The following is a 13,407-nucleotide window of genomic DNA, read 5'->3' on the forward strand; positions in this document are numbered from 1 at the left end:
ACGAGGTTAAGCCGACGTCGCGATCGTCACCCCAAGATTTCTTCGAGCTGTCGACAAGACGAATTCGATTCGGCATCGTCGAGCGGAGCGACAGCACGCTCGCTCGGGTTTCATGGTCGCCGTGCGGTGGCAATACTGACCAGTGCCACCGTGCAGGTGTCAGCTCAGGCCGAGTAGCAGCGGCGTGGAAACGAAGCAGGTAAGGAATCACATGTCGCAGATGGCGCAGTCGGCACCCGATGACCAGCCGAACGAGCCAGCCGAGATCACCTTCGATGAGCATCTGCATCCTGCCCGTCCGCGCACGCTGCGATTTCGTCCTCGCGTCAGGACTCCTTTCCTTCGGCGGTCGGTGTCCCAGGACGGCGCCGCCTCCGGGGACAACCCCGCGTATGTCTCCTGGCTCGTGTCCCATTCGATGCTGGCCGACGCGAACGAGATCAGCCAGCAGTTCTCGGGGCAGGGCTCGATGTGGCAGAACCCGTATGCCACGCCCAATGCCCGCGGCGCGGTCGACACCGCATCGGTGTGGTTCACCGCCTACCCGTTGTCGCTGATCACTCGCCCCGACGAGTCGTTCCTTCAGGCGATGGCCGACGAGGCGATGTGGAAGGCATTCGCCGAGATCGGCATCGAGGCCGTGCACACCGGGCCGGTCAAACTCGCAGGCGGTATCTCCGGCTGGCACCAGACGCCAAGTGTGGACGGGCATTTCGACCGAATCAGCACCCGTATCGACCCCGCCTTCGGCACCGAAGAAGAATTCCGTCAGATGTGCGGAACTGCCAATTGGTACGGCGGCACCATTATCGACGACATCGTGCCCGGCCATACCGGCAAAGGCGCCGACTTCCGGCTCGCTGAAATGAAGTACGCCGACTACCCGGGCATCTACCACATGGTTGAGATCGACCCCCGAGACTGGGAACATCTGCCCGACGTACCTGACGGTGCGGACTCAATCAACATCGACGCCGCCACCGAGGAGTGGCTCGACAAGGCCGGCTACATCATCGGCCGGTTGCAGCGAGTGATCTTCTACGCCGAGGGCGTCAAGGAAACCAACTGGAGCGCCACCCGGCCGGTCGTGGGTATCGACGGTGTCGAGCGGCGGTGGGTTTACCTGCACTATTTCAAAGATGGCCAGCCGTCGATCAACTGGCTGGACCCGTCGTTCGCAGGTATGCGGCTGGTAATCGGGGATGCGCTGCACTCCCTGACGGACTTGGGTTCTGGCGGGCTGCGTCTAGACGCCAACGGCTTCCTCGGCGCCGAGAAGTCGGCTGCCGACGACAACCCAGGCTGGTCGGAAGGCCATCCACTGTCGGAGGCGGCAAACCATCTCATCGCCAGCATGGTCCGCAAACTTGGTGGCTTCACCTTCCAAGAACTCAACCTCACCATCGACGACATCCGTGAGATCGGTGACGCCGGCGCCGACCTGTCCTACGACTTCATCAATCGGCCGGCCTATCACCACGCCTTGGCTACCGCCGATACCGAGTTTCTGCGGTTGACCTTGCGCACCACATTAGAGCTCGGCGTCGACCCCGCCTCGCTGGTGCACGCCTTGCAGAATCACGACGAACTGACCTACGAACTGGTGCATTGGTCGACCGGCCACCACGACGACGTCTATCCCTACAAGGGCGTGGAGATCACCGGCGAAGAGCTGGGCGACACCGTCAGACGAGACCTCACCGAGCGGCTGACGGGCGAAAAAGCGCCATACAACTTGGTTTTCACCACGAACGGCATTGCCTGCACAACGGCTAGTGTCATCACCGCCGCGCTCGGCATCAGCGACCTCAACGCGATCGATGACATCGATTTGATCCGTCGTGCACATTTGCTGCTGGCGATGTTCAACGCGCTACAACCGGGTGTGTTCGCGTTGTCGGGTTGGGACTTGTGCGGAATGCTCCCACTCGCAGCCGATGATGTCGAAGATCTGTTGCGGGGCGGCGATACTCGGTGGATCCATCGTGCAGGACACGATCTCATGGGTGTGGACCCGCAGGCCACCAAATCAACGGCCGGCATGCCACGCGGACGCAGTCTGTACGGATCGATCCCCCACCAACTCGCCGATGAGACAAGCTTTCTGCGGCAGTTACAGGCGATCCTGCGGGTCAGAACGCACTACGGCATCGCCACTAGCCGCCAGATCGACATTCCGGACGTATCGCATCGCGCAATGCTCGTGCTGGTTCACCAGCTCGATGAGCATTCGCGGTACCAACTGACGGTCCTCAACTTTGCCAATGAAGACATCGCCGGCACCGTTCGTTCGGAGCACCTCCCGCCGGACGCTCAGGTCTCAGATATGTTCAGCGGCAAGCCCGTAGCCACCATCGATGACCTTCACAGCTTTGCCGTCCACTTACAGCCGTACCAGGGGATGTCCTTGCTCGTTGAAGCGTCCGACCCGGATGACGTCACTTCGTGAAGAACCCAGTGTGGCGCGCAGCGGGACCTGGTGCAGTCACGACGTATGTACGCCGTCAGGCGTCCCACCATCGCGTGTAGACACTGACGAGCCATTCGTCAAGCTTCGCGTAGTCCGCCTCGTCGGGCAGGTCGACGGTGTCGGTGAGACGGACCAGCTGATCGCGCAGATCCTCGATCCGATCGAGTGCTTCCCGTTTCTCGTGGCCGCCGGTGCGGAGCTCGCGTAGCCAGGTTCGTTCGGGTTCGGCAATCGGCAGGGTGATGCGGCCGGTGGTGAGCAGCTCGACGCCCTGAAGGCCTAGCCGTACAGCGTGATACGCGAACTTGGTGTCGAAGCCGTAGACGTCGACCAGTTCTGGCCGGTTCGTGTGTGGAGAGCGAAGGCCCAGCATCCGCTCGTGTTGGGCGTCGAGGTAGCCGATGAAGCGGCGGCCGGCGTCGCGTGACACGAAGAGGTCGGCGTTGGCCTGCAATTCGCGGCCAGGCCATTGGACCTCGACGATTTCCTGCTCGGGAACGAACAGCATCAGCAGGACGGTGGGGTTGCCGGCCGCGGCCAGTCGCGCCCACTTCCGCAGGCTGTAGATCGTGAGGTCCAGATCGCCGGCCCCGGACCGCGCGCCCTCGGGTTGGGTCCGGTACTGATACTGCTGGAAGCTCAGCAAACCGATCACGCAGTCCGCCGGTTCGATGCAGACACCCATCTCATCGCGATCGTCCGTACCTTCGACGGTGACTCCGTGAAGTCCGGATCCGACCTGCGTGCGCAGCACGGTGTTGGCGACCGCGATCTCACGGTGCCATTCGGTGTTGTGCCGATTCCGGAACGGACCGAGATCGTCAGAGGCAGCGCCGCCGGACATGGAGTCCATGGGACAAAATCAACCCGCCGCCGTGATGACGGCGAATGGGTTATTGCGGTCGCGTACGGCGCGCGCGGTACTCCGGATACCCGAGAGGTCCGCGCCCCATGGCGCTCGACGGGCTGTGCGGATCGAGTCGGTTAGCGTTGCCCTAGGTAGTCGTGTACGTCCGGGCTTGAAGTAGCCCTCCGAAGCCGTGGCGTTGAAGGCTCCGCGTCATCGTCGGACCGGGAGTGTTGTGCTCCAACCACTGACGGATGGCCTCGTTCTGCTTCTCGAACGGGGCGTCCTTGACGTGCAATTTCCGCAGCAACAGAGGCACCGTGCTCGGTTGGGTGGAGCCGCGTGGCTTCAACGGGATGTCATCCGAAAATCTACCCATCGCTCACCTCCAGCTCCACGATCGGAATTGCACCTGACATGTCCACCGCGACGATACGCGTTTCTACGCCCGGGAGCAGGAGCAATTCTTGCTGGTGAGCCTCTTCAGGATCGCCGACCGGTGGCAGCCACACCACCGTGGTACCGCCCTGAACTGCGATTCTGTACAGCGCGGGAGCTCGCGCCGGTTCAGTGAACTCCCGCTCTGCGACGCGCCGGTCGATGGTCGTGGAGAAGAACCGATCGATGTCGAAGGACTGGCCGACGAGCGCGCTGAGCTCTGAGGCTGGAACTCCGAAGGTCTTGTCGATTGAACGTATGCCGCGCCAAACCTCGATGGTCTGGGTGAGCGGCGATGCCAGCGCTGTCAGGTCGTCGGCAACGTCACGCGCTTCGTCAGACGCGGATGGATCATCTGTTGCGGCAAGCTGCACCTGCTCATAGAAGCGATCGCGCCCCTGCCAGCGTCGAACCGATTGCCGCTGTTCAGACGTTGCGTTTGCGCTCTGATCGGCAAATATCCACGTAAGTCTCGCTGCGAGCTCGTCTGGATCGTCGCCGCCCCGCACTGATGGACCGCCTGTTGGTGGATTGGCGGGCGGTGTTCCGCCCTCGCCGACCCTACCGGCACGACCAGGGCTACCTACCCGCGTTCGTGATGACGGCGAATGCTTCCAGCGTGGCCGGGCCGTCTATCACGCGCTTAACAGCCCAAAAGAAGTGGAGCTAAGGGGATTCGAACCCCTGACCCCCACACTGCCAGTGTGGTGCGCTACCAACTGCGCCATAGCCCCTTGATGTTGTGCGGGTCGACGGTACACCACCCGCAGTGCCGGTTCAAAGTCGCAGGTCACGGCACCTCGCCGCCGGCTTCCGGGCCGAGCGGGCGGGAGGCGGTCGGCTCGTCCCCCGGCCGCCGACGCGTCTCCGGCGCGAACATCCAGCCGACAGCGGCGACCAGCAGAATCACGCCACTGATCAAGAACGCCGACGAGTACGAGAAGTACTCGGCGATCGCGCCGACCGCCAGTGAGCCTCCGATCGCCCCGAAGTCGGCCATCATCTGGAACGTCGCGACGGCGGTGCCCCCGCGAGCCTTGCTGCCGATGATGTCGGCCACCGCCGCCTGCTGCGGCGAGATGAACATCCCGGTCGCCGCTCCAGCCACGAACGCCGCCGCCAGGAAGGCCGGCCACGACGACGAGAAGCCCACCAGCGCCGTCGCCAACGCCGACACCGTCAGCCCGCAGATGAGCAGCAGTCGGCGGCCGATGCGATCGGACAGGAAGCCGCTCGGAATCACCGCGGAGACGTTGCCCACCGCGAACGTCGCCAGCGCAAGGCCGGCCATCCCGGCACTGCGTCCCAGCACCTCCACCACGAACAACGGCACCAGCGCGATGCGCAGGCCGAACGCCGACCACCCGGTCGCGAAGTTGGACAACAGCGCGGCGCGATACGCCGGGTTGCGCAGCGCCGTGCGCACGGAGACGACCGGCTCGGTGTGCTCTTCCCGCGCAGCGAGCGACGAGTGCCGCAGCCGGATGAACACCACGGCCGCAGCGATCAGCAGCGCCACGCCGTAGATGACGAACGGCGCGCTCAGACCCAGGCCCACGGTGAGGCTGCCAAGCACGGGTCCGCCCACCGAGCCGACCAGGAAGGAGGAGGAGAACATGCCCGCGACGCGGCCGCGGGCGTTCGACGGCGAGATCCGGATCATCAAGCTCAACGACGAGACCGTGAACATCGCCGAACCCAAGCCCCCGAGCGAGCGGAACACCAGCAGCTGCCAGTAGGTCTGCGCGAACGCGCACGCTCCGGTGGAGACCGCGACGATGAGCAGGCCGGTGATGTAGATGCGGCGCTCCCCCAGCCGCTGCACCAGCACACCACTGGCGGGTGCGGCGCACAGTCGCATCAGCGCGAAGGCGGTGATGACGAACGTCGCGGCGCTGATGCTGACCCCGAAGTTGCGCGCATACTGCGGCAGCACCGGCGCCACCACGCCGTACCCGAGTGCGATGACGGCATTCGCCGTGATGAGCACCCAGACCTCACCGGGCAGACGCTCCTTCGGTGGTGTCTCTTCCCGGGTCGCTTCGCTCCTGCCCTCCGAAGCCGAACAGTCTCCCTCCGCGACAGAACTCACACGAGAACTTTATTGGATGACGCTGTTCACCAACTCCTTGGCCGCGTCCTGCACCTGTGCCAGGTGCTCGGGCCCCTTGAACGACTCGGCGTAGATCTTGTAGACGTCCTCGGTGCCGGACGGCCGCGCGGCGAACCAGGCGTTCTCCGTCGTCACCTTCAGCCCGCCGAGCGCGGCGCCGTTGCCCGGCGCGGTGGTCAGCTTCGCGGTGATCGGCTCACCGGCCAGTTCCGACGCGGTCACCTGCTCGGCCGACAGCTTGGCCAGGCGTGCCTTCTGGTCCCGATCCGCGGGCGCATCGATGCGGGCATACGTTGGGGCGCCGTACTTCTCGGCCAGCTCGGCGTAGCGCTGCGACGGCGTCGAACCCGTCACCGCGAGCATCTCCGAAGCCAGCAACGCCAGGATGATGCCGTCCTTGTCCGTCGTCCACACCGAACCGTCGGTGCGCAGGAACGACGCTCCCGCGCTCTCCTCGCCACCGAAACCGATTGTGCCGCTGATCAACCCGTCGACGAACCACTTGAACCCGACCGGCACCTCGATCAGCTTGCGACCCAGCCCGGCCACCACCCGGTCGATGATCGAGCTGCTCACCGCTGTCTTGCCGACGGCGGTGGAGCCGGGCCACGACGGCCGGTGGGTGTACAGGTAGTCGATGGCGACCGCCAGGTAGTGGTTCGGGTTGAGCAGTCCGCCGTCGGGCGTGACGATGCCGTGCCGATCGGAGTCGGCGTCGTTGCCCGTGGCGATCTGATACGCATCGCGGTTGGCGATCAGGGACGCCATCGCGTTGGGCGAACTGCAGTCCATCCGGATCTTGCCGTCGGTGTCCAGCGTCATGAACCGCCAGGTGGCGTCTACAAGCGGATTGACGACGGTCAGGTCGAGCCCGTGCTTCTCGGCGATCGCGCCCCAGTAGTCCACGCTGGCACCGCCCAGCGGGTCGGCGCCGATCTTGATCCCCTCGGCGCGGATCGCGTGCACGTCGACGACGTTCGGCAGGTCCTCGATGTAGGCGTTGAGGTAGTCGTGCCGCTGCGCAGTCGTCAGCGCGCGGGCCAGCGGGATCCGCTTCACATCGGCCAGGCCGCCACGCAGAATCTCGTTGGCGCGCTTGGCGATCACCCCGGTCGCGTCGGTGTCGGCGGGGCCGCCGTTGGGCGGGTTGTACTTGAAGCCGCCGTCCCGAGGCGGGTTGTGCGACGGCGTGACGACGATGCCGTCGGCGAGATCGGCGGAGCGCCCCCGGTTGAAGGTGAGGATGGCGTGGCTGACCGCCGGGGTCGGCGTGTACCGGTCGGCGGCGTCGATCATCGCCACCACGTCGTTGGCCGCCAGCACCTCCAGCGCCGACGCCCACGCCGGCTCGGACAATGCGTGGGTGTCGCGGCCGATGAACAGCGGGCCCGTCGTGCCCTGCGCGGCGCGGTACTCGACGATCGCCTGCGTGGTGGCGAGGATGTGCGCCTCGTTGAACGCCGCGTCGAGGCTGGAGCCGCGGTGCCCGGACGTGCCGAACGCCACCTGCTGCGCGATCTCCCCTGGGTCGGGAACCACGGTGTAGTAGGCGGTGACCACCTGGGCCACGTCGATGAGGTCGTCTGGTTGCGCCACTTGTCCGGCGCGGGGATTGGCCGCCATCTAGAAGATTCTGCCCCTGTTCCAATCCCAGCGTCCGGCGCTCGAAGACTTGCGACGATACTTTTGTCTCGTGTTCGCCCACGACAACCGGGAATTGGCCGCCGTGTTCATCGGTGGTGCCGTGGGAACGGTCGCGCGCGCCGGTCTCGAGATGCTTGCTGACGGCAACCCCGGCCGTTGGCCGTGGCCGACCTTCGTGGCCAATGTCGTGGGCGCCTTCCTGCTCGGCTACTTCACCACTCGCCTGTTGGAGAGGTTGCCGGTTTCGAGTTATCGCCGCCCGCTGTTGGGCACCGGCCTGTGCGGCGGGTTGACGACGTTCTCCACCATGCAAGTCGAAACCGTCCGCATGTTGGAACACCAGCACTACGGCCTTGCGGTCGCCTACACGTCGGCCAGCGTCGCCGCGGGACTGTTGGCGGTCTATCTCGCCACCGTGTTGGTGCGCCGGGTGCGGATCCGGTGACGACGGCGGCGCTCTGGGCGGGCGTCCTCGTCATCGGCGGCATCGGCGCCGTGCTCCGCTTCGTGGTCGACCGCGCGGTGTTGGCGCGGGTGGGCGGCCGGTTCCCGTTCGGCACGCTGGCGGTGAACCTCAGCGGCGCACTGCTGCTGGGCTTCTTCGGTGGGCTCGCGTTCAGCCCGCACGTCGCCCTGCTGGCGGGTACGGCCTTCGTCGGCTCGTATACGACGTTCTCCACGTGGATGCTGGAGACGCAGCGGCTAGGCGAGGAGCGCCAGGTGCTGCGGGCGTTCGCCAACGTCGCCGTCAGCGTGGTGCTCGGGCTGGCCGCGGCGTGGCTCGGGCTGTCGATCGGACATGCGCTGTGACCGAGGATCTGCTCAAGCTCACCGCCTACTTCGGCGAACGGCAGCGGCACGGGGACAGGTTCCTCTCCGACGAGCTGCTCGGCCTCTACGCCGAGAGCGAGGTCGCGACCAGCGTGGTCCTGCGTGGCATCGCCGGATTCGGGCCGCGACACGAGTTGCGCAGTGATCAGTCGCTGAGCATGTCCGAGGACCTTCCGGTCGCGATCGCCGCGGTCGACGCCGCCGAGAAGATCGCTGGGTTGGCCGAACGCGCCGTCGAGCTGACCACCCGCGGCCTGATCACCCTCGAGCGGGCCAGCCTCATCGGCCGGTCGGCGTCGTCCATGCCGGAGACCGCCAAGCTCACGGTGTACGTCGGCAGGCAGGAGCGGGTGTCCGGGCACCAGGCCTACCGCGCGGTGTGCGAGCTGCTCCACCGCCACGAATTCGCCAGTACCGCAGTGTTTCTCGGTGTCGATGGCACCGCTCACGGGCAGCGGCACCGCGCCCACTTCTTCGGCCGCAATGCCGACGTCCCCGTGATGATCATCGCCGTCGGCGCCGGAGCGCGGGTAGCGGAGGTGCTGCCGCAGCTGGAGGGCATGTTGCACCGTCCGCTGCTGACGGTCGAGCGGGCGCAGCTGTGCAAGCGCGACGGGGAGTTGCTGACCCGTCCGCTTTCGGTGCCCGCTTCCGACCGCGATGGACGGGCGCTGTGGCAGAAGCTGATGGTCTACACGTCCGAAGCCACGCTGCACGACGGCGAGCCGATCCACCGGGCCATCGTGCGCAAGCTGCAAGGCATCCCCGATAGCCGAGGCGCGACGGTGCTGCGCGGCGTCTGGGGTTTCCACGGCGATCACCCGCCACACGGCGACAGGCTGGTTCAGTTGGGCCGACAGGTGCCGGTGACGACGATCGTCGTGGACAACCCCGACCGCATCGCGGCCAGCTTCGACGTGATCGATGAATTGACCGGTCGCCACGGCGTCGTCACCAGCGAATTGGTGCCCGCACTCATCAGCATCGACGGGAGTGAACGACGCGGCGGCACCGCGCTCGGGCGGTTCGATCAAGCCTGAGGGCGATGCGAGACCGCCTCACCCGGCCGTGAGTTGGACGCCCGCTGCAATCAGCGCGATGACCTTGACCAGCTCGAGGGCGATGTAGACGTAGTGGGCGCGCGACCGCGGCCCCTCCTCGCCTGCGAGAACCGCCTCCGTACGCCGGGACAACAGCGGCCGCACCACCACGTTCTGGATCAGCAGCGTGCCGATCGCGACGGCGATCGGCACGTCGATCGCGAGCGACGTGGCTCGCGTGAACAGTGACGCGGCGATGACCACCGCGAGCACGAACTCGCAGGCGTTCAAGGCGCGAAAGACCAAGCGGCCGATGCCCAATCCGACCGCGAGCGTCACCCCGGGGGCGCGGAACTTCAACGGGGCTTCGAGGAACGAGATCGCCACGACCATGCCCAACCACACGAACACGGCGCCAAGCGCCACACGTGATCCCACATCCACGGCCGCAGCCTACGACAGCGCCGTGGAATCCTGGGGAGCGTGGACCGCGATCGCGTTGCAGAACTCGTTCGGTGGGAGGACGCCGGCGCCACCTGGCAGGTGGTCTCCCGGACGTCCCGCGGTGTGACGATCGCGCTGTTGCGGTGCGACGGCGGCGAAGAGGTCGATAGGTTCACCTCCGACGATCCCCGGCTGCTCGCCTACGTAGACGGGCGCTAGCCGTCGATCTCGCCCGCGATGCCGCGTTCGATTCCCGCGCGCGTCGTGGCCGGAAGCACCAGCAGGCCCTCCAGTTCGCGCCCCGCCACCTCGTAGGCCCGCTCACGCTCCTGCTGCGTCGCGCTGGGATCGGCGGCTACGCGCAGCAGGCTGTGCGCACGCGCGATCCGCTGTTGCCCCTCTCTCGAGAAGTCGCTGCGGCGCCGGCGAATCGCCTCTGCCTCAGCGGTGTTGAAGGCCGTCACGTAGTCCTCGACCGCGCTCAGATAGCGCTCGGCCGACGCTCTGTCGTCGACGAGGTCCTCGGCCTTCGCCGGCCGCAAGACATCCGCGCGGAGTTTCGCCTTGTGAAACGCCGTAATCAGCGGGTCACGCATGTCGGTCATGAGCGGGTAGTCGAGCAGCTTGGTCACGTCGAGTTCGTAGTCCAGCCAGCGGTCGTCGGTCCTGGCGTGCTCGTCGAGGGTGCGGGTGATGGCCCGCCATTGTGCGGCCGCATTCCTCGTGCGCTCCGCCGGAGTGGCGGCCACGTCGTCGTAGGCAGGGTTGGCCGACTGCTCGGGTGACTGCGCGCGCTGCCACGCCCTGACGCCCGCGACGATCACGCCGACCAGTGGCACCAGCACGATCAGCAGCTCGGCCAGGCGAAACAGCAATCCCATACGGCCAGAATGCCACCGCGACCGTCAGTGATAGCGCCGCGGCGGCCAGACCGGAGCACCCAGTTCACGGGAGACCGTCCTGGCCGTATCGCGCAACGCATCCAACGCGTCGGGCGGCAACGGCCACCGTCCGGCCGGGACGACGAGTCCGACGGCACCGGTGGCCTCGTCGGAGGAGTCGAAAACCGCTGCGGCGACGCCGCATTCACCCAGCACCGCTTCTTCGACTTCGGTCGCGATCCCCGTCGCCCGAGCCTGCTCCAACTGACCGGTCAGCACGGCCGGATCGGTGATCGTCTCACCGGTCATGCTGCGCAACTCGTCGGCCTTGAAGTCGGTACCGAACGCGAGCAGTGCCTTGCCCAGCGCGCTGGCGTGCGCGGGGATGACGATCCCGACTTCCGGCATCTGACGGGTGCCGTCGGGGCGGGGCTCATGGGCGACGACCACGACCTCGTCGAACAGCAGCACTCCGGTCCGGACCGCGCACCCGGTCCGGCGTGCCAGCCCCTCGGCCCAAATCGCCACGCGCGAGCGCAATTCGAGGGTGTCCAGATAGACGTTGCCCAGTCGCAGGGTCGCCGGACCCAGCCGGTAACGAGCGGAATCGAGTTCCTGCGCCACCATGCCGTGGGCCAACAGCGTGCGGACCAATCCGTGCACCGTGGACGGGGCGAGGTCGATCGCAGCGGCGATCTCCCCCAGGCTCATCCGGCGTCCACCCTGCAGGACGGTGAGGATGCGCAGCGCGCGATCCACGGCCTGGATCATCCCGTCCGCCTCTCGTCGAAAGTGCCCACATTCACCCTTGTGGCCCTCGAAGCATAAGCGTATGGTCCAGATCACATTCGATAATGTCGAATGTGATCCGAGATAGTCGACTAAGCATCGGTCACCTGACTCAAGGGAGAGCACCATGGACGAGCCGTCAATCATCCAGAAACTCGCCGCCGAAGTGGTCGGCACGGCGTTCCTGGTGTTCGTCGGCGTGGGGTCCGTACCCGCGACGATCATCGTCAACGGCGATGCCCCGTTCACGATGGCCGACCTCGGGATGATCTCGTTCGCCTTCGCCACCGTGGTCGTGGCCACCGTCTACGCGCTCGGACACATCTCGGGCAATCACATCAACCCGGCCGTCACGCTGGGCCTTGCCGTCACCGGCAAGTTCCCGTGGTCACGGGTGCCCGCCTACATGGCCGCCCAGGCCGTCGGCGCGATCATCGGCGCGGCCGCGATCCTCGGGGTGCTCGGCACGGCGGCCCGCGACGCCGGCCTCGGGGTCGCCACCTATGCGGCGAGCGTGAGCCCCGTACAGGCCTTCTTCGCCGAATTCGTGGGTACCTTCATTCTCGTGTTCACCGTCTTCGGCGTGATACACCGCAAGGCCTCCGCCGGGTTCGCCGGTGTCGCGATCGGACTGGTCGTGTTCGCCGCGATCATCCCCGTCGCCCCCGCCACGGGCGCGTCGATCAATCCCGCGCGCACGTTTGGCCCCATGCTCGTCCAGCAGATCGCCGGCGGCTCTGTGTCGTGGAGTCAGCTGCCCGTCTATCTGGCCGCCGAGCTCCTGGCCGGCGCACTCGCCGCCCTCACCTACGTGGCGATCTCGCGCACCCGCGCCGACGCAATCCCCGAGCCGGAGCACAGCCCGTCCCCCGCCGTCCAGACCACCGCCGCAGCCTGAGGAGCCCGTCCCATGAAGAAACTCATCAACGACCCGGCCGACGTCATCAGCGAGGCGCTGCGCGGCATCGCCATAGCGCACCCCGAGCTCCGCGTCGACCACACCAACCGCATCATCTACCGCGGTGACGCACCGGTCACCGGCAAGGTCGGCCTGATCTCGGGTGGCGGATCGGGGCACGAACCATTGCACGGCGGCTTCGTCGGGCGCGGCATGCTCGACGCCGCCTGCGCCGGTGAGGTCTTCACCTCCCCGGTGCCGGACCAGATGCTGGAGGCGACCAAGAACGTCGACGGTGGTGCTGGCGTGCTGCACATCGTGAAGAACTACACCGGCGACGTGATGAACTTCGAGATGGCCGCCGAACTGGCCGACGCCGAAGGCATCACCGTGGAGTCCGTGCTCATCGACGACGACGTCGCGGTGCAGGACAGCACCTACACCGCCGGCCGCCGCGGCGTCGGCGCCACCGTGCTCGTCGAGAAGATCGCAGGCGCGGCAGCCGACCAGGGCCGCAGCCTCGCCGACGTCGCCGACGTCGCCCGTCGGGCCAACGCGGCGTCGCGCAGCATGGGTGTCGCGCTGACGTCCTGCACGGTACCCGCGGTCGGACACCCCACGTTCGAGTTGTCCGACACCGAAATCGAAGTGGGCGTTGGCATTCACGGCGAACCGGGTCGCCAGACCCTGCCCATGCAACCCGCCCGCGCGATCGCCGAGCTGATGCTCGACCCCGTGCTCTCCGACCTCGACTTCGCCGGAGACGACGGGGTCATCCTGTTCGTCAACGGCATGGGAGGCACGCCGCTGATCGAGTTGTACGTCATGTACGCCGAGTACGCCGCGATCCTGGACAAGGCAGGCATCCGCGTCGCACGCTCACTGGTGGGTCCGTACATCACCAGCCTCGACATGGCGGGCTGCTCGGTCACGCTGTTGCGGGCCGACGACGACATGCTGCGGCTGTGGGACCACCCGGTCCACACCCCGGCGCTGCGAAGGGGATGCTGAA

Annotated in this window: 14 protein-coding genes and 1 tRNA gene; 7 read left to right on the forward strand and 8 right to left on the reverse strand. The window is 66.6% G+C overall.

What is annotated here, in order from left to right; all coding sequences use genetic code 11:
• Positions 1-211: 211 nt before the first annotated feature.
• On the forward strand, positions 212-2,449 hold the full coding sequence (treS, locus tag N536_RS0111070) for a maltose alpha-D-glucosyltransferase (protein WP_029113671.1): 2,238 nt from the start codon (positions 212-214) through the stop codon (positions 2,447-2,449).
• A gap of 55 nt (positions 2,450-2,504) precedes the next feature.
• Here treS and N536_RS0111075 read toward each other — a convergent pair whose 3' ends face one another.
• From N536_RS0111075 to pgm, 5 genes are all read right to left on the reverse strand, one after another.
• Positions 2,505-3,323: a DNA polymerase beta superfamily protein gene (locus N536_RS0111075; RefSeq protein ID WP_231514484.1), complete on the reverse strand. Its 819-nt coding sequence runs from the start codon at positions 3,321-3,323 to the stop codon at positions 2,505-2,507.
• A 365-nt stretch (positions 3,324-3,688) separates the two neighbouring features.
• A complete protein-coding gene (locus N536_RS0111085; RefSeq protein ID WP_155948540.1) occupies positions 3,689-4,264 on the reverse strand; it encodes a hypothetical protein in 576 nt (191 codons plus the stop codon).
• A 152-nt stretch (positions 4,265-4,416) separates the two neighbouring features.
• A tRNA-Ala gene (locus N536_RS0111095) sits at positions 4,417-4,489 on the reverse strand.
• Positions 4,490-4,545: 56 nt separating this feature from the next.
• The gene (locus N536_RS0111100) at positions 4,546-5,847 is read right to left on the reverse strand and encodes an MFS transporter (RefSeq protein ID WP_029113675.1); all 1,302 of its coding nucleotides are present in this window, start codon (positions 5,845-5,847) and stop codon (positions 4,546-4,548) included.
• Positions 5,848-5,856: 9 nt separating this feature from the next.
• Positions 5,857-7,491, reverse strand: a complete 1,635-nt coding sequence (gene pgm / locus N536_RS0111105; protein ID WP_029113676.1) for a phosphoglucomutase (alpha-D-glucose-1,6-bisphosphate-dependent) — start codon at positions 7,489-7,491, stop codon at positions 5,857-5,859.
• Between the two features lie 70 nt (positions 7,492-7,561).
• Between pgm and crcB (N536_RS0111110) the strand changes: the two genes are divergently transcribed.
• The 3 genes from crcB (N536_RS0111110) to N536_RS0111120 are packed head-to-tail and all read left to right on the forward strand — an operon-like array spanning position 7,562 to position 9,383.
• On the forward strand, positions 7,562-7,957 hold the full coding sequence (crcB, locus tag N536_RS0111110) for a fluoride efflux transporter CrcB (RefSeq protein WP_029113677.1): 396 nt from the start codon (positions 7,562-7,564) through the stop codon (positions 7,955-7,957).
• Complete coding sequence (gene crcB / locus N536_RS0111115) at positions 7,954-8,322, forward strand: fluoride efflux transporter CrcB (protein ID WP_029113678.1); 369 nt, start codon at positions 7,954-7,956, stop codon at positions 8,320-8,322. Before crcB (N536_RS0111110) ends, crcB (N536_RS0111115) begins: the two co-directional genes overlap by 4 nt.
• The gene (locus N536_RS0111120; protein ID WP_029113679.1) at positions 8,319-9,383 is read left to right on the forward strand and encodes a DUF190 domain-containing protein; all 1,065 of its coding nucleotides are present in this window, start codon (positions 8,319-8,321) and stop codon (positions 9,381-9,383) included. The genes crcB (N536_RS0111115) and N536_RS0111120 overlap by 4 nt, the downstream gene beginning before the upstream one ends.
• Before the next feature lie 18 nt (positions 9,384-9,401).
• Here N536_RS0111120 and N536_RS0111125 read toward each other — a convergent pair whose 3' ends face one another.
• Positions 9,402-9,827 (reverse strand): hypothetical protein, encoded by a 426-nt coding sequence (locus tag N536_RS0111125; RefSeq protein WP_029113680.1) that lies wholly within the window; start codon positions 9,825-9,827, stop codon positions 9,402-9,404.
• A gap of 39 nt (positions 9,828-9,866) precedes the next feature.
• Between N536_RS0111125 and N536_RS0111130 the strand changes: the two genes are divergently transcribed.
• Entirely contained in the window at positions 9,867-10,046 is a 180-nt protein-coding gene (locus N536_RS0111130) for a hypothetical protein (protein WP_029113681.1), read from the forward strand.
• Here the strand turns inward: N536_RS0111130 and N536_RS0111135 are convergent.
• Together N536_RS0111135 and N536_RS0111140 are read right to left on the reverse strand one after the other, a co-directional pair.
• Positions 10,043-10,708 (reverse strand): hypothetical protein, encoded by a 666-nt coding sequence (locus tag N536_RS0111135; RefSeq protein ID WP_029113682.1) that lies wholly within the window; start codon positions 10,706-10,708, stop codon positions 10,043-10,045. The two genes, N536_RS0111130 and N536_RS0111135, sit on opposite strands and share 4 nt — an antisense overlap.
• A 24-nt stretch (positions 10,709-10,732) precedes the next feature.
• Positions 10,733-11,479: an IclR family transcriptional regulator gene (locus N536_RS0111140; RefSeq protein ID WP_029113683.1), complete on the reverse strand. Its 747-nt coding sequence runs from the start codon at positions 11,477-11,479 to the stop codon at positions 10,733-10,735.
• A gap of 145 nt (positions 11,480-11,624) precedes the next feature.
• On the opposite strand from N536_RS0111140, the gene N536_RS0111145 reads away from it, so the two are divergent.
• Both N536_RS0111145 and dhaK read left to right on the forward strand, forming a co-directional pair.
• On the forward strand, positions 11,625-12,395 hold the full coding sequence (locus tag N536_RS0111145; protein WP_029113684.1) for an MIP/aquaporin family protein: 771 nt from the start codon (positions 11,625-11,627) through the stop codon (positions 12,393-12,395).
• A 12-nt stretch (positions 12,396-12,407) separates the two neighbouring features.
• Positions 12,408-13,406: a dihydroxyacetone kinase subunit DhaK gene (gene dhaK, locus N536_RS0111150; RefSeq protein ID WP_029113685.1), complete on the forward strand. Its 999-nt coding sequence runs from the start codon at positions 12,408-12,410 to the stop codon at positions 13,404-13,406.
• Position 13,407: the final 1 nt, after the last annotated feature.

Source organism: Mycobacterium sp. URHB0044 (assembly GCF_000620625.1).
GTDB lineage: Bacteria > Actinomycetota > Actinomycetes > Mycobacteriales > Mycobacteriaceae > Mycobacterium.